Consider the following 16,988-nt stretch of genomic DNA (forward strand, 5'->3'; position numbering starts at 1 on the left):
TGCCGTTAATGGATTTTGTTGCCGATGGAACAGTACTGCTAGTAGTAAGGATCTGCACTTGTGATAGTGCTCAAGGGGGCGCCTAGCTCAGAGGCAAGGCGTCGCATATCTGCAGCGGGCAGATATGATTTACCCGCTGGTTTGGGAAAGGTGTTGCCCTAAAACCCCGCTAATGCAGCGGAACTTTAGGTTAAGGAAAACTAGAGTATGCTTGCGGCCATTTTGCGGCGCAGGTAAGCAATCTGCTGCATGTGCGGCAAATCTTTAGGGCAGTTATCTTGGCAGCCGAGTAGCGTCATACAGCCGAAGACGCCGTCTTGATTGCCAATCACATGGTAGAAATCATCCGCGCTGCGGCTGTCTCTGCTATCCATTTCGAAGCGGGCAATTTTCATCATGCCAACCGCGCCGACAAAGGTGTCACGCATTTGTTTGGTGGCGCAGGCTGACACGCAAACGCCACATTCGACGCAGCGTTCTAGCTCATAGATCCGCGCGGCTTCTTCGGGTGCCATTGGATTTTCGAGGCGATGAATGTCCTGATCATCGGGTTTAGGATGCAGCCAGAGTTTTAAGCGTTCGGCTAATTCGCGCATAAATTTGCCCGTGTTCACCGACAAATCGCCAATCAGTTCGAAGCCGGGCAGCGGCATTAGGGTGATTTCACCATTGGGATAATTCGCTGTTAACGTGCGACAGGCCAATGTGGGGAAACCATTGATCACCATGGCGCAACTGCCACAGATGCCCGCGCGGCAGACAAAGTCGAACTGCAGTGAGGGATCTTGTTGTTCACGCAATTGATTTAAGGCGATAAACACTGTCATGCCCGGTGTTTCAGTCAACTGATAACGTTCCATCTTTGGCTTGTCTTGGCCATCTTGCGGATCGTAGCGGAAGATATTAAAGCTGATTTGACGGCTCATAGTGGTTTATTCCCTACCGGTTGGGCTGGAGTGATCGCTAAGGTATCGCTGAGGCGTCCATTGGGAGCCTGCAGATGACTTGGCAGCTCGTATGGCATTAGGGCTCGCTGCAGTGTGTTTCTATCGGGATCGTCACCTAAGCGCGCGAGCACTTGATTGATTTCTTGTACGCGTTTTTCGGTATCAGGATGGGCGATAGTGTTATCGTTGCCGTAGCCTCGGTATCCCGGTGGTAGCTCCATTTTCATCACATCTAACGCTTCATAACGCAGCACAGGTTCCAGTGACTCGGCATCTGGCCAAGTTGCCAGCGTGCGGTTAAGCCAATCTTTATCATTGCGTTGTGGGTAATCTTCCCGTGAATGGGCACCGCGACTTTCAGTGCGAGCTTCTGCGCCACAGGCGACGGTGAGGGCCACTTTCAACATACGGGTGACGCGTAGCGCTTCGACTAACTCAGGATTAGCGTGACGTTTTTTACATTTAAGGCCAAGATTTTTTGCCCGCAGCAGCAAGTCTTTCAAGCCTTTGATGGCTTTATCTAATTCGGGTCCATTACGGAAAATCCCGACGTAGTTCATCATGATGCGTTGCATTTCTTTCTTTATTTGGAAGGGATTTTCTGTGCCGTTGCCTTCGACCAGCCCATCGATTTCTTGCTGTAATTTATCGATGAATTTTTGAGTCAGCGCGGTATCAATTTCTAAATCGTTATTCTCACAAAAATCAGCCACATATTTGCCGATGATCATGCCGCCGACCACAGTTTCTGCCACTGAATTACCGCCTAAACGGTTAAAGCCGTGCATGTCCCAACAGGCCGCTTCTCCGACGCTGAACAGCCCCTTGAGTTGTGGACTTTCGCCTGTGGCATTGGTGCGCACGCCGCCCATAGAGTAATGCTGGGTTGGCCTGACGGGGATCCAATCTTTGCAAGGATCGATACCTAGGAAGTAATCACAAATCTCTTTCACTTCGCGCAGGTTAGTTTCGATATGTTCACGGCCCAGCTGCGTAATATCCAGCCACAGATGTGGGCCATAAGGGCTTTCGACGCCATTGCCTTTGCGCATGTGCTCTGTCATGCGGCGGGAAACCACATCGCGTGAAGCGAGTTCTTTTTTCTCTGGCTCGTAATCTGGCATAAAGCGGTGGCCGTCTTTATCGCGCAGGATACCGCCATCACCACGACACCCTTCAGTGGTGAGGATCCCCGCAGGCACTATGGCGGTGGGGTGGAACTGCACCGCTTCCATATTGCCTAAGGTGGCGACACCTGTGTCGAGTGCTAACGCTTGGCCTATGCCTTCGCAGATGGTGGCATTGGTCGATATTTCATAAATCTTGCCATAACCGCCGGTGGCGATAGTAGTGGATTTGGCCACATAAGCGCGCAGTTCACCTGTAACTAAACAGCGGGCAATCACCCCATGGCAACGCTTACCGTCATGGATAAGCGACAGGGCTTCAATCCGTTCATGTACAGGAATGCCCATAGAAATAGCTTGGTTATCCACTGCATACAGTAAAGAGTGGCCAGTGCCGTCGGCGGTGTAACAGGTACGCCATTTTTTAGTGCCACCAAAATCGCGGGCATTGATCAGGCCGTGAGCTTCTTCGGCCTCATTGAGCGTTACCCTTTGCGCATTCATGATGACTTCACGTGGGCCGGCGGAAATCCTCGACCAAGGCACGCCCCAGTTGGTGAGTTCGCGGATCGCTTTCGGTGCAACGTGGGCAAACATGCGGGCGACGTCTTGATCGCAACCCCAGTCAGAACCTTTGACTGTGTCTTGAAAGTGAATGTCTTCGTTATCGCCCATGCCTTTAACGGTATTGCCTAGGCTGGCTTGCATTCCGCCCTGTGCGGCGGCCGAATGTGAACGTTTTGCGGGAATTAACGATAGCACTAAGGTATCTAGGCCTCGCTCTTTGGTGGCAATCGCGACTCTGAGGCCTGCCAATCCTGCGCCAATGACTAATGAGTCTGTATAAATGATTTTCAAATCAGATCCTTATCTAATAATTTAGATAACATTTCATGGATTTATCATTGCACTCCTCGGGCATAGATGCGCGGCAACTATGTATCAGAGGAGGATCCGTATGTTGTTTGTCTTGCTATACAGGCTAAGTGCGCCGATAGCGTCATGCCCATTACTGAGGAATAAACGGTTGTACTGGCAGAACTAATTCGATACCAATATTGATATAGGTCACTAGGCTTAATGTGCCTAAACACAATAAATAGACGATCAATACTTGCGCTATAGTGCGGATAAGTGGGCGGTTACTACTCACACCCCACTTTAATATCACTCGGTATAAACCAACGATGCCGTGGAATAACACGATAGGTAAAAACACCACATATAAGAGCCAAGCGTTATCGTGGTAAACCCGTTCGGCCGAAAGGTGAGGGCCAATATCAGGGTTTAAAATCATAGTGGCAAGATGGGCTGACACTAAGAAAAACAGTAAGAACCCGGTAATCATCTGCCAAAACCATGCTTGGGTATCTCTATGCTTGATACTCGACATGAAGCCACGCATCGCTCGCCATTGGCCTAATTGCACTGGAAAACGACGTAGTGCGGTGGCGGCATGTACTGCAACAATCACCAGCATAATGACTGAAATGATCTTGGTCACTATGGGGAAGCCATGACCCGTCGAGCTAAACATACTGCCTTCTAAGAATTGCACCATGTGAAAGAAGGTTTCTTTACCAAATAAAATGCTCGCCTCGAAATGCATATGAAATAACAGGAAAATACCCAATATAAGCCCTGTCGCACTTTGTAAGCAGTCTGCTTTAGCCGACCAGGCTTGGCCAAATGGTCCGCCGTTAATGGCGGTAGGAACACGCGTTTTCGCTGACATTAATTCACCTCTTACCAGGTTTGTTGTGGCGTGAATGTACCTGCATCACGCCAACACAAAGTCTTTAGATCCAGATTAAAAGAAGAGGGTTAATCCAATTATTGGCATTAGCCCTTAGAACACTTTGGGTAAAGTTGCGCTACAGCATCATGCCGCCAAACAGGAAGGCCAATGCCACGCTGGTGGCAATCGTCACTACGCCAGGGACCAAGAACGGATGGTTAAATACCGCCTTACCAATCCGCGTCGAGCCGGTATCATCCATCTCAACCGCAGCCAGTAGCGTGGGATAAGTGGGCAGTACAAACAGCGCGCTGACGGCGGCGAAAGAGGCAACGGCAGTTAAAGGACTCACGCCAATGGCTAAGGCCGCAGGCATCAGTGCCTTAGTGGTTGCGCCTTGGGAGTAGAGCAACATGGAGGCAAAGAACAGGGTTACCGACAATAACCAAGGCTGACTTTGCAGTAAGGTGCCTGCTAAATCTTTGATTTCCTCAATATGATTCGACACTAAGGTATCGCCTAACCAAGCCACACCTAACACACAAACACAGGCTGACATGCCCGATTTAAAGGTGGCCGCATTGGAGATTTCACTTGCGTCTAACTTACAGAAAATCGTGATAGCCGCAGCTGCCGTTAGCATCAATACCATAATGGCGGCATCGCGTGGCAGTACAGGGTCAACAATCAAGCCGACTTTGTCAGATATCGCAGTGGCATAAGCCATCACAGCCGCAATCGCCAGCAAGAAAATCATCACAGAGCGTTTTGCGCCGGCTTTAATCTTGATCTCCGTTTTACCGCGTGTTTTGACTAAGCCCTTAGCTAAACGGTCTTGATAAATAGGATCATCAGCCAGCTCTTTACCCATTAAGTTAGCAACAACGGCGCCGACCATACAGGCTAAGAAAGTTGAAGGAATACATACGGCTAACAGTACTAAATAGTCCACGCCAAAGGGTTCTAGAATGCCTGAGAAGAACACGACTGCCGCTGAAATTGGTGAAGCGGTAATGGCGACTTGGGACGCAACAACGGCGATAGAAAGAGGACGAGAGGGACGAATACCTTGCTCTTTTGCGACTTCGGCAATAACAGGTAAGGTTGAGAATGCGGTGTGGCCTGTTCCTGCAAAGAGTGTCATGAAATAAGTGACTACAGGTGCCAGAAAAGTGATTTGTTTTGGATGCTTACGTAATAATTTTTCTGCCAGTGAGACTAAATAATCCATCCCTCCCGATACTTGCATGGCCGCAATCGCGGTGATAACCGACATAATGATGAGGATCACATCAATCGGAATATTGCCCGGTTTGAGTCCCATCCCTGCGGTCAGTATCAGTACCCCGACACCGCCGGCAAAGCCGACTCCCATGCTACCCATCCTTGCACCTAGGTAAATGGCCCCGAGTACGATAATTATCTCTAATATAATCATAGTGTTAACTCTATTTTGTTTTTAATTTCAATAGCCTGCGCATATTCACTATACGCAGGCTTATTCTTGAATCATCGAGTTTTGGGCTGGGAAAGGTTCCCCAGCCCCACTGAGTTACACTTTGGCTTTGCTACTGCGTTTAGCTTGGTACTTAGGATTCATCAGGTTTTCAATCGAGAGAATGTCATCGAGTTCTTCAACCGTTAACAAACCGCGTTCTAGTACCACTTCACGGACATTTTTACCTGTTTGGGCGCAAATCTTGCCGATGATGTCACCTTCATGGTGGCCGATGATGGGGTTAAGGTAGGTCACGATCCCGATGGAGTTCATCACATGGGCCATGCAGATCTCTGGGTTTGCAGTGATACCTTCAACGCATTTCTCACGTAGGGAGATACAGGCATTACCCATTAAACTGAGTGACTCAAACATCGCCTGACCAATCACAGGTTCCATGACGTTAAGCTGTAACTGGCCCGCTTCGGCGGCCATAGTGATAGTGATATCGTTGCCGACAATCTTAAAGGCAACCTGATTGACGACCTCAGGGATCACAGGGTTAACCTTGGCTGGCATGATAGAAGAACCTGCTTGTAATTCAGGCAGATTGATCTCCTTCAGACCTGTACGTGGACCCGAGGACAGTAAGCGTAGGTCATTACAAATCTTGGACATTTTAATCGCCATGCGCTTAATCGCACTGTGCAGCATGACGTAGGCGCCACAATCGGAGGTCGCTTCGATTAAATCTTCCGCTGGCACATAAGCGCGGCCAGTGATTTCAGCCAGATGTTTAATGGCGAGTGAGGAATAACCCACTGGCGTGTTAAGGCCGGTACCAATAGCCGTTGCGCCTAAGTTCACTTCTAACAACAACTCTTGGCAACGCTTGATGGACTTAATTTCTTCTCGCAGTGTGACAGCAAAGGCATGAAACTCTTGGCCTAAGGTCATAGGCACGGCATCTTGCAACTGAGTGCGGCCCATTTTTAAGACGGTTTTAAACTCTGCGGCTTTAGTGTCGAAGGCACTAATAAGGTCAGTTAATGCATCTAACAGAATATCGGTACTGTTGATGACCGCAATACGGAAGCCTGTTGGATAGGCATCGTTGGTCGATTGGCACTTGTTGACATGGTCATTAGGATTGATGACATCGTAACGGCCTTTTTCAAGCCCCATGATCTCCAGTGCAACGTTGGCTAATACCTCATTGGTATTCATGTTGACTGAAGTGCCTGCGCCTCCTTGATACACGTCGACTGGGAATTGATCCACAAATCGGCCCGTTGTGAGTATCAAATCGCACGCTTCAATAATCTTGTCAGCGATTTCAGGACTTACGGCGCCTAATTCGCTATTGGCCATGGCAGCTGCTTTCTTTGTTAGCATCATGCCACGGACTAATTCAGGTACATCGGAAATTTTTTGATTACTCAGCTTAAAGTTTTCGATGGCACGTAATGTATGTATGCCGTAATAAAATTCATTGGACACTTCTTTCGTTCCCAATAAATCTTCTTCGATCCGTACGCTATTAGTATCTTTCATTTCGATCCTATTAAATCCGGTTAATAGTAAGATATATCTCCGAGTATTGAGTTGTGGTGCGTACATAAGTATGCGTAACACTTCAAAAATAACTCATCGAAAACATGAAGGAGAATCGTCTCCTTGACTATCGACACAGATCTTAACGCTTTGGCAATAACAGGATTTAGATGGTGATCACTTAACTGTTTGAAATGGTAGATTTGTTTTGTTTATTAGATAAGTATCTCAACTCGGTTAGCTAGTGTGAGCTATTACTTTTTGATGCAAATTAGCTATAGATTTGTTATTCGTTAACCAATTGGCGACATATTTACTCAAGTGTTTTTTAATCTAAATAAACCGTACGCTATTTAATCTCCACTTTATCAATCGCGAATAATCATTGATTAGTTAAATCTACTCAATAATAAATGCATGGTGTTTTATTTAAGTTTAAATAATCAATTAGATAACGCTAAATTTGTTATTTCATTTTAGTGAGAATTATCACGGTTAGACTTAAATAATAGTGCACACTGTGGAGCGTTTATTATTAATAAAAGGATGTAAGCATGAATTTTTCAATGCGTAAGCTCTTGCTCTCGGTCACCTTAGGGTTAGTTCTCTCTTCTGCGGCACAGGCGCTTCCACAGGTACGGATCATTGCCACGGGTGGCACCATTGCCGGAGTAGGGCAATCGGCCACTGAGTCTAACTATCAGGCTGGTGAAGTGGGCATTAGTAGCTTAATTGCGGCTGTGCCTGAAATGAAACAGCTTGCCGATATTCAAGGTGAGCAACTGGTTAAAATCGGTTCGCAGGACATGAACGATAAAGTTTGGCTAGCGTTAGCCAAGCGCATCAATCTGTTACTGGCCGATAAAGAGGTCGACGGTATCGTCATCACCCACGGTACCGACACCTTAGAAGAAACCGCTTATTTTCTAAACCTCACCATCAAGAGCGATAAACCTGTCGTACTGGTTGGCGCTATGCGTCCATCAACCGCCATGAGCGCCGATGGTCCAATGAATCTGTATAACGCCGTCGCAACCGCCGCGAACCTTGAATCTAAAGGTCGAGGTGTATTAGTGGTAATGAACGATACCGTATTGAACGCCCGCGACGTTACTAAGACTAATACCACAGGAGTGCATACCTTTGCCGCGCCTAACTTTGGCCCGCTTGGCGTGATCCATAACAGCAAGATTGAGTACATGGGTAATACTGAGCGTCAACATACAACGCAAACACCATTTGATGTCAGCAAACTCGACAAGTTACCGCAGGTAGGCATAGTGTATAACTACGCCAATGCCAGTGATTTACCAGCCAAAGCCATGGTTGAAGCGGGTTTTGATGGCATAGTCAGTGCCGGTGTGGGTAACGGTAATATCTACCACTCTATATTCGATGTTTTAGCTAAAGCGAGTCAAAAAGGCACCTTAGTCGTTCGCTCTAGCCGAGTGCCAACCGGAGCAACGACGCTCGATGCCGAAATAGACGACGCTAAATACGGTTTTATTGCAGCAGGTAATCTTAACCCGCAAAAAGCCCGTATATTGTTGATGCTATCTTTAACGAAAAGCAAAGATCCACAGCAGATCCAACGTTGGTTTCAACAGTTTTAGGATCTCAGTTGAGTGGTAAAAAAAAGCCCTGCGCATATTCGTAGGGCTTTTGCATTTTGTCATTGAGATCAACTGGATTTACCTCGTCACGGATGAAATGTAGACTAGACATTTGAATTAGAAATGTACTTTTTGTCGATTTATCATTTATAAATCACAAGGAAGTAGCAAGGAGCACTCCGTGAAAGATAAAGAAAAAATTGCAGTATTTATTGATGCAGATAATGCACCTGCTAAAAAAATAGATAAAGTCCTATCGGAGTTAGCTCGCTACGGTGTTGTTAATATTCGGAAAGCATATGGTAACTGGAAGAATCAGAATCTTAAACCTTGGGAAGATGTATTACATGAATTTGCAATCCAGCCGATTCAGCAATTCGATTTAACAAAAGGAAAAAATGCTACGGATATGGCCTTAGTCATTGACGTAATGGATGTGCTTTATACGAAAAACATTGATGTTATATGTTTAGTATCCTCTGACTGTGATTTTACACCTCTGGTAACTCGTTCACTTGCTGATGGCAAGTTTGTTATTGGATTTGGTGAGCGAAAAGCTCCCCTCGCTTTTGTAAACTGCTGTTCAAGATTTTTATATTTGGATGATGAGGCTGAGCAAGAATTGCCCGTCCAAAAACAAACTAAAAACATCAAAAGTGATACAAAGCTTATTAACCTAATTAGACAAGCTATTGAGGCAGTGGAAGAGGATGATGGATGGGCTATGTTAGGTCCTATTGGAACTCATATTTCAAATCATGCATCTTTTGACCAGAGGAATTATGGTTTTAAAAAGCTTAGTGATTTATTTATGGCTATCGATCTTTTTGAGATGAAGAAAACAAATGGTTCTGTACTCTGGGTGAGGGATAAGAAAAAAGCAAAGTTACTGAATAAGCCAAACTAAGACCCATTAAACCAGATACTTTTGTTGTAAGATTTCTAATGAGTTATTTTATAAGTGAGAAGCTAATATTCATGGGGCTAGTTGATAAGCAGGATTAAATCAATCCGTTTACCAGCGACTAAGCTAGAAGTGATTAATAAGATGCCTTTAAAAGTAATTTAGTCAGGCTTGAAACTGGGTTATCTGCTGATAATCAGAGGTATAAAGGGCATCGCCAATTAAGCACTAGCATGGAAGTGACTGTTCGTGACATGGATGTCACGGTCGAGCACACAAGGATGTGCTTGATGCGTGTCACTGGAATGATCGTACTCAATATCTCGCTAATATATGCATACCATTTCACTGTAACCATTCAATCCACAGTTGTTGCAGTTTTTCTTCCTCACTCATTATTTTTCAGCATATTCCTACTAGATATCAAGGCTATAAACTATTTTTAGTACGGCATAAGGTATTGATTTTGTGACTTAAAGTGCTTTAGGTACTATAGTGAAAGCTTATTTTGTCTGAAACTTAGGTGTGCGCTTCCTAGGTTTCTTATTTGATTTTGGGGGAAAAGTGCGAATTTTAATGAACAATTTCAAGGTGATTAGTTTGATGCGTCAGTGGTTACTGCTGGCATTATTAAGTGTGGCGTTACCGCTACAGGCGAGCGAAGATCCGCTGTGGATGGGGACGTCTGACTTGCCCATGAGTGGGCGAGTCCATACCGGTGAACTTGCCAATGGCATGCGCTATTTATTAGTGAGCAATAAGACGCCAGAGCAGGCTGTCATAGTACGCATGCGGGTGGACGTGGGCTCAGTGGTGGAGTCTGATACCGAGCAGGGGTTAGTGCATTTTCTTGAACACATGGCCTTTAATGGCTCGACGGGTTTGGCTGCGGGGGAGATGATCCCGACATTGCAGCGTCTTGGTCTGAGTTTTGGCGCCGATACCAATGCTGTGACTGAGTTTCAGCAGACGGTTTATCAATTCAACTTGCCCAGTAATAGCCAAGATAAAGTCGATACCGCTTTGTTTTTAATGCGCGAAATTGGCAGTAATTTATTACTCGACCCGGCGCTTATCGAGCGTGAAAAAGCTGTGGTATTGGCTGAACTGCGTGAGCGTAGCGGTGCGGATCTGGAGAATTACCGCAATCAATTACAGTTTTTAATGCCAGATACACTGTTGTCAAAGCGCTTACCTGTGGGTGAGGCGAACAGCATCAAGAATGCTACTCGCGAGACGCTGCTGTCTTTATACCAAGGTTTTTACGCGCCCTCACGCACCACCTTAATTGTGGTGGGTGATATCGAGGTAGCCGCAGTTGAACAAAAGATAAAACAACAGTTTGCCAGTTGGCAGGCCGCGCCTTTGGCGGCGAAGGTTAAGCCGCAAGCGCTAGGCATTGTCGAAGAGCGTCAACGCGTCGATGCGGCGGCATTTTTCGATCCTAGCCTATCGACCTCGGTTTCACTCGGTATGCTCAAGCCTATGGCATACCCTGCCGACAGCCCTGCCGTGCGAGAGCAGGAAATACTGCTTGAACTCGCCCACGGCATCTTGTATCGCAGAATGGAGTCGCAGTTACTGCATAGCCAAGGTTTATCTGGCGTTAGCCTGCAGGTTGGGGATCAATTTGATATCGCCTATGGCACTCAAATGAGCTTAGGTACGCAGGAGAATAACTGGCAAGAGGGCATAGCAATATTGGAGCAAACCCTGCGCCAAGCACAAGAGTTTGGTTTTAGTCAGCAGGAAATTGACCAACAAATCAAACGTATGCACAAAGGGTATCAGCTCAGCGCTGCGGGTAGCACTACTATCCACAGTGTGAATATTGCCGAGGGGTTAGTGTATTCGGTCGCGGAAAATCGCGTGCCTGTAGAGCCTGAGTGGCAGCTGGCATTTTTTGAAAAAATACTGCCGATAGTGACGCCGCAAAAGCTAAAGCAAGTGTTTAATCAGACATGGAATGCTACGCCGTATCTGTATCTGACGAGCAATAAGCCCATCGAAAATGTTGAAAAACAGCTTATCGCTAGCTATGAGAAAAGCCGCAAACAAGCTGTGAGTGCGCCAGCAACTAAGGCGATTGACGAGTTTGCATACACTCAATTTGGCGATCAAGGCAAGTTAGTGGCCGATAGTCGCGATGCCGAAACGGGCATTCGCCAGCTACAGTTTGCCAATGGCGTACGCCTTAATCTTAAGCCTACTGACTTTAATAAAGGCACTACTTTGGTCAGCCTCAACATAGGCTTTGGTGAAGTGCCATTCCCTGAGTTAGATGGCTTATCTTATCTGTTTAACAGTGCGTTTGTGCAGGGTGGACTCAAGGCCCATGATTATGAAAGCCTGCAGGAGATTTTTGCTGGGCAAGATATTTCCATCAACCTAGGCGTGCGTGAGCAGAGTTTTGGCGGTGAGATTAGTACCAATGCTGCAGAACTGCGCACGCAGCTCGGTTTAATGACGGCCTTTTTGATTGAACCCGGCATGAATAAGCAGGCCGAGCAATTGTTCCGCGAGCAAGTGATTGCCGAGCAGCAAAGTCTCCATAGCAACCCGCAAACTGAGTTTTCTAATCAGTTTGACCGTATCTCCCACAGTGGTGATAAACGTTATGGTTATGGTGAACCGGAAGACATTTTAAAACGTCAGTTTGCAGAGCTGGCGCCGAGTTTCCATTCAGCCGTCGAGCAAGGAGCAATTGAAATCGCCATAGTGGGGGATTTCGACGAAGCCAGCGCCATTACTGCTGTGGCTGAAACTCTCGGAGCAATCAAACGCAGCCCCACTGAAAATGGCCAATCGCTAGTGCCTGTGTTCCCGAAAGTGCCTGCTAAGATGACGTTAACACACTATGGTCATCCAGATTCAGCAGCGCTGGCCATGGTGTGGCCAACAACGGATATGACTCACCTAAGCCAACACGCTGGACTGGGATTGTTGGAGCAAGTGCTCAGCATCCTATTAACGGAAAATGTGAGAGAAAAAGCGGGCGCGAGTTATTCGCCATCGGCCTTTTCTTACAATGATCTCAATGCCAGCGGTTATGGTTATCTCGGTCTATTTAGCGTGACGACTCAAGCCATGTTGCCAACGGTTTCCGAGTATTTCACCGCTGCAGTTAACCAAGTGAAGCAGCCGCAGGGGATTAGCGAGGACTTACTTAACCGAGCCCGTCAACCTGTACTTGAATGGATGCAAGCCGCGCCGCAGAGCAATGGTTTTTGGTTAGATTTGGCATCAAATGCCCAGAGTTATCCTGGACGCTTTGCTGCTTTCAAACAAAGACAAGCGTTGGCGCAGAAGATGACACCGGCAGAGCTTAGTAAACTGGCACAGCAATATCTGCCAGTTGATGGCAGTTTAACCATCCAAGTCCTTCCTGCACCACTTGAACCCCAGCAATGAGTGTTGGTGCATAGAATAGAAGATTGATCATTTACCGCCATATCCCCTGTGCTAGCCAGTGCAGGGGATATTTGTTTCTGTTCCTTCTGTTCCTTCAATTTAGGGCCAATTCCACGGCCTATATTCCATAAGTCGCAAACGGAAATACCTGTTGTCGAAAATGCCACTCACTTAACTGCGGTCGCCCCACTACTCTAGGCGCAACTTATTTGCGAGGAGATGGATGGGGTGAGGTATATGTTGCGATATCTTTTGTGTAGTTTTTGTTTAGTGCTTCTGTATCCAACTGGGATAGATATGTACTTGGTCGGTTTGCCGCAAATCGCGCAGGATTTAGGCGCGAGTGAAGCACAGTTGCACATCGCTTTTTCTGTGTATCTTGGCGGAATGGCGGCAACTATGCTTTTTGCTGGCAGCGTTGCGGACCGATTAGGACGCAAACCTGTCACTCTATTCGGCGCTATCATTTTTGCCTTAGCTTCGTATTTAGGTGGCATGGCTGAGACAAGCAATCAGTTCTTACTCATTCGTTTTATGCAGGGAATTGGTGCCGGTTCCTGTTACGTTGTCGCCTTTGCTATTCTACGCGACACCTTAGACGATAAGCTCCGAGCTAAAGTGCTCTCAATGATCAATGGTATTACATGTATTATCCCGGTCATCGCACCTGTTATTGGTCATGTAATTATGCTCAAGTTCCCTTGGCAGAGTCTGTTTAACACTATGGCTGGTATGGGACTATTGGTCTGTTTGTTATGTACTTTTGTATTAAGGGAGACTAAGCCAGCGCAGAGTAGGATTGAGGATGTTAATCGTGAGCTGACGTCGCAAGAGTCTTTTCGGCAGTCCTTTTTTCTTAGCCGGCTTGTTATGACGACTCTAGGTGTGACTACGATTCTCAGTTATGTAAATGTGTCTCCCATGCTGATCATGGGGCAGATGGGTTTTGACCGTGGTCAATATTCCAATGTTATGGCATTGACAGCGTTAGTGAGCATGCTGGTATCGTTCTCGACTCCTTTTGCACTTGCTGTGCTTAAAGAAAAAAGTTTGATGTTGATTTCACAGCTGTTATTTGCAGCGGCCGCGCTAGTGTTTGTGCTAACTCAGGTGCAATATTTTAGCCTTAATGTGAATTTACTAGGCTTTGGTTTTGTCTGTAGCGGATTCGCTATTGGATTTGGTGTGACTATGAGCCAAGCACTGAGCCCCTTTGCATCGCGTGCCGGGGTGGCAAGTTCATTGTTAGGTATTGCACAGGTTTGTACTTCAGCACTGTATATTTGGCTGATGGGGTTAATAGGCATTAGCCCACTTAACATATTGTTGCTGATATTAGCCTTGGGCTCTGTTATCAGTACCTTACTCATATTATGCGTGCCTATAGCACCGAGCGTTTATCTAGATGAAGAAATCACTCGCACGTCTTGATCTTAATTTATTGTTTACTCTACAACTTCTCTTAAAAGAGCGGAGTGTGACTAAGGCGGCTAAAAAGCTCAATGTCACCCCATCAACGGTAAGTAAGTCGCTGGCAAAATTACGGGATTGGTTTGATGATCCTCTGTTTGTCAAAACACCGCATGGATTCCAGTTAACGCCATTAGCTCAAAGCATGGAGCAAGACTTAGCCGATTGGTTGCAAATGGGCAAACAGCTTATGGGCAAGCGCGGGGATGATATGACGAAAGGGCTCAGTTTTGAGCTGATGCTTGAGTCACCTTTGTCGCTCATTATGCTTAATCAATTAACGGGGGCTATTTATCAAAACTACCCTGATGCAAAAGTGAAAGTACGAAATTGGGATTATGATTCACTGGAGGCCATTATTCGCGGTGAGGCTGACATAGGTTTTACTGGCCGAGAAAGTCATCCTCGCTCCAAGGAATCCCTTGATTTATTGCCGTATTTTATCGATTTTGAGGTTTTATTTACCGATCTTCCTCAGGTGTATTTACGCCGCGATCATCCCGCTTTGCAGGAAGAGTGGAATATAGACACTTTCTTAAAATACTCGCATATTAATATCTTGTGGGAAAAGAGCGAAACCTGGGCCTTAGACGATGTACTTATTGAGCTTGGTTTAAGTCGCAATATAGTGCTCACCTTGGCCAGCTTTGAGCAGTCACTGTTTGTCGCGGCAGAGCCTCACCACAGTATGATGGCAATCGCGCCGCAATATTGTGAGCAATATGCTCGTCAATTACATCCTGACTTAGTCAGTCGCCCGATCCCGATAAGTGGTGAATATCTTGATAAACTCGCGATCCCTTTTACCTTGATTTGGCATAAGAGAAACAGCCATAACCCCAAAATCACTTGGCTGCGAAGCAAGATAAAAGCGATTTATCAACAGCATGATTAAGGCTGTTAACCATCATTTATATGTTCTGTTTTCAGTTACTCACAACTAGTGGCTAGAACCGGATCGTTATACCTTAGTATTCAATCTTGCGTGATTTCCCGCATGGTGTATTTGATAAAAAGCTGATAAGTTCCTTTTATTACAAGTAATTAACTATGCGCGTTTTACTGGAAACTGGTAATGAATATATATGATTTAGATAGTTTAAAAGCTTTATCTGATGAGCCTAGTTCTGAAAATGAATTTAGCTTATGGAGTCAACAGAGTGATGTCGCTGGTTTTTTGACTTCAGATATTGGCGATGAATATGTAATTTTATATGCATCAATGCCACATGTGTTTATCCATGCGGTGTTTCTACCCGAAAAAAATGCTATTGAAGATAACTATGATAACTTACTTCGTTGGAGTGGAAATCCATTTTCTTCTTGGAGTATATCTTGTTCGTCTGAAGATATATCGATAGAAAGTCCTATGTCGAGTTTGGGCTGCAACGAATTGGTGTATGGGGAGCAAATTATTTTCGCTCGTTCATTTCAATGTATTGATAATGATGAAACCTATTACGAACTTAATCAAAAAATATCTCATTCTTTAGACCTACACTATGTACCCGAAAGAAAATCATGGTGTAAATTAGATTCGCACGGTGAAGTTAATGAAGTTATTAAGGTTCTTAAAGTATCAAATGCTCTGAAAAATGATGAAGGAACCATCATCTGTGCCAAAAGAAATATTATTGGTGAGTATGCAGGAATTGAAGGTATGAAGTTATTTCGTATGTTTGATTTTACTCGTTACAAAAAAGGTAGTTTTAATGGTTGGGGTTCAAGTAGAGAAAAAGTGACTTTAAATGAAAATGGAATCTTTGGTGAAATAAATATTGTGAAATATGTTGGGAGCTATTCTAGGGGTTTTCAGCTTTCAGATATTTCAGTTTCAAAAGAAAAGTTAATAGCGAATATTTGGGGGCATTCTGATGATGAAATTGAGAAACAATATTGTAGCTACATTGCACAAGATTGGAAGAATAATGAGATAAAGGAAATTTCATGCAATCCAAATTGCCTAGCTAACTACTTTACTGAATCTGATTTACCATTTGAAATTACACCAGTGTTTTTTAAGCCTGAAGTACTTCTAAAGTATAAAACAGACCGAGATAGGTTTACCCTGAATAGTCGTAGTATATATTGCAGAGGAGCATGGGAACTAAAAACTTTTGATGTTAATACTGCTGGTCAGGTTCATACCTATTTGATATATCTTAGTTATTTGCCTTATGAAGAACAATTACATTGGAAACAGTATAATGAGGCTCCTAAAGCACCAATTTCATCTCGTGCTATGAAAAATGATATAAAAGGCGAGTGGAGTAGTGAGTATGATGCATTATTAAGTTTAAAAGCTAAATTGGTGAATTTAGACTCAAAAGGTTCTTTGTGGTGGAAACTTAGGGATAGAAACGCTCCAGATAAAGTTCACTATCCGTATACTAGTTCTCGGGATGAATGGGCTGAAGAAATTCTAAATCTAGATCAGTTGCTTGTTGAAGGTTTAGATGAAAAATGGCTCAGGAAGAAAGCTAAGGCTTTAAATTTAAACCCTGATGCCAGATTGCGTGCATTAAAGTTACTCGAAGTAATTCTAGTCGGTGTCGGATTTGATGAAGAGCATGCTCGAGAAATAATGTTTCCATTTCATATAGTTCACAATGCTCGTTCAATTCTAAAAGGGCACACCCTAGGCTCAGAGGCTGAAGAACTTAGAAAAACAGCGATAACGGAATATGCCAGCTATAAAAATCATTACGAAAAAATATGTGCTGATTGTGATGAGTCTATTGAGATTATTACAAGCGCATTGAGTGAAATAGAATAAAACTAACAAA

The 16,988-nt window shown here is 45.0% G+C and carries 11 protein-coding genes; 6 read left to right on the forward strand and 5 right to left on the reverse strand.

The window, feature by feature from the left end:
- Positions 1 to 200 precede the first annotated feature (200 nt).
- From OX890_RS05115 to aspA, 5 genes are all read right to left on the reverse strand, one after another.
- Entirely contained in the window at positions 201 to 926 is a 726-nt protein-coding gene (locus tag OX890_RS05115) for a fumarate reductase iron-sulfur subunit (RefSeq protein ID WP_006083150.1), read from the reverse strand.
- A complete protein-coding gene (locus OX890_RS05120; protein ID WP_006083149.1) occupies positions 923 to 2,932 on the reverse strand; it encodes a fumarate reductase flavoprotein subunit in 2,010 nt (669 codons plus the stop codon). The genes OX890_RS05115 and OX890_RS05120 overlap by 4 nt, the downstream gene beginning before the upstream one ends.
- Before the next feature lie 151 nt (positions 2,933 to 3,083).
- Positions 3,084 to 3,809, reverse strand: coding sequence for a fumarate reductase cytochrome b subunit (locus OX890_RS05125; RefSeq protein WP_006086136.1), 726 nt, complete (start codon positions 3,807 to 3,809; stop codon positions 3,084 to 3,086).
- Positions 3,810 to 3,948: 139 nt separating this feature from the next.
- Positions 3,949 to 5,250: an anaerobic C4-dicarboxylate transporter gene (locus tag OX890_RS05130; protein WP_006083147.1), complete on the reverse strand. Its 1,302-nt coding sequence runs from the start codon at positions 5,248 to 5,250 to the stop codon at positions 3,949 to 3,951.
- A gap of 114 nt (positions 5,251 to 5,364) precedes the next feature.
- Positions 5,365 to 6,804: an aspartate ammonia-lyase gene (gene aspA, locus OX890_RS05135; RefSeq protein ID WP_012196633.1), complete on the reverse strand. Its 1,440-nt coding sequence runs from the start codon at positions 6,802 to 6,804 to the stop codon at positions 5,365 to 5,367.
- Positions 6,805 to 7,358: 554 nt separating this feature from the next.
- Here aspA and ansB point away from each other — a divergent pair.
- The 6 genes from ansB (at position 7,359) to OX890_RS05165 (ending at position 16,978) form a co-directional block, all read left to right on the forward strand.
- Entirely contained in the window at positions 7,359 to 8,417 is a 1,059-nt protein-coding gene (gene ansB, locus OX890_RS05140; protein WP_006083145.1) for an L-asparaginase 2, read from the forward strand.
- Between the two features lie 181 nt (positions 8,418 to 8,598).
- Positions 8,599 to 9,324: an NYN domain-containing protein gene (locus OX890_RS05145; RefSeq protein ID WP_259541743.1), complete on the forward strand. Its 726-nt coding sequence runs from the start codon at positions 8,599 to 8,601 to the stop codon at positions 9,322 to 9,324.
- A 600-nt stretch (positions 9,325 to 9,924) separates the two neighbouring features.
- A complete protein-coding gene (locus OX890_RS05150; protein WP_268650594.1) occupies positions 9,925 to 12,732 on the forward strand; it encodes a M16 family metallopeptidase in 2,808 nt (935 codons plus the stop codon).
- Positions 12,733 to 12,969: 237 nt separating this feature from the next.
- Positions 12,970 to 14,163, forward strand: a complete 1,194-nt coding sequence (locus tag OX890_RS05155) for an MFS transporter (protein WP_268650192.1) — start codon at positions 12,970 to 12,972, stop codon at positions 14,161 to 14,163.
- Positions 14,138 to 15,097, forward strand: a complete 960-nt coding sequence (gene yidZ / locus OX890_RS05160) for an HTH-type transcriptional regulator YidZ (protein ID WP_268650193.1) — start codon at positions 14,138 to 14,140, stop codon at positions 15,095 to 15,097. Before OX890_RS05155 ends, yidZ begins: the two co-directional genes overlap by 26 nt.
- A 180-nt stretch (positions 15,098 to 15,277) precedes the next feature.
- Positions 15,278 to 16,978 carry a hypothetical protein gene (locus OX890_RS05165; protein ID WP_268650194.1) on the forward strand — a complete coding sequence of 567 codons (1,701 nt, stop codon included), beginning with the start codon at positions 15,278 to 15,280 and terminating at the stop codon, positions 16,976 to 16,978.
- Positions 16,979 to 16,988 lie beyond the last annotated feature (10 nt).

Source organism: Shewanella sp. DAU305, assembly GCF_026802235.1.
GTDB lineage: Bacteria > Pseudomonadota > Gammaproteobacteria > Enterobacterales > Shewanellaceae > Shewanella > Shewanella baltica.

What these genes read in the sequence shown, in the direction of transcription:
- OX890_RS05115 (WP_006083150.1), bottom strand. Translation starts at nt 926, where the DNA reads ATGAGCCGTCAAATCAGCTTTAATATCTTCCGCTACGATCCGCAAGAT.
- OX890_RS05125 (WP_006086136.1), bottom strand. Translation starts at nt 3,809, where the DNA reads ATGTCAGCGAAAACGCGTGTTCCTACCGCCATTAACGGCGGACCATTT.
- OX890_RS05130 (WP_006083147.1), bottom strand. Translation starts at nt 5,250, where the DNA reads ATGATTATATTAGAGATAATTATCGTACTCGGGGCCATTTACCTAGGT.
- aspA (WP_012196633.1), bottom strand. Translation starts at nt 6,804, where the DNA reads ATGAAAGATACTAATAGCGTACGGATCGAAGAAGATTTATTGGGAACG.
- ansB (WP_006083145.1), top strand. Translation starts at nt 7,359, where the DNA reads ATGAATTTTTCAATGCGTAAGCTCTTGCTCTCGGTCACCTTAGGGTTA.
- OX890_RS05150 (WP_268650594.1), top strand. Translation starts at nt 9,925, where the DNA reads ATGCGTCAGTGGTTACTGCTGGCATTATTAAGTGTGGCGTTACCGCTA.
- OX890_RS05155 (WP_268650192.1), top strand. Translation starts at nt 12,970, where the DNA reads ATGTTGCGATATCTTTTGTGTAGTTTTTGTTTAGTGCTTCTGTATCCA.
- yidZ (WP_268650193.1), top strand. Translation starts at nt 14,138, where the DNA reads ATGAAGAAATCACTCGCACGTCTTGATCTTAATTTATTGTTTACTCTA.
- OX890_RS05165 (WP_268650194.1), top strand. Translation starts at nt 15,278, where the DNA reads ATGAATATATATGATTTAGATAGTTTAAAAGCTTTATCTGATGAGCCT.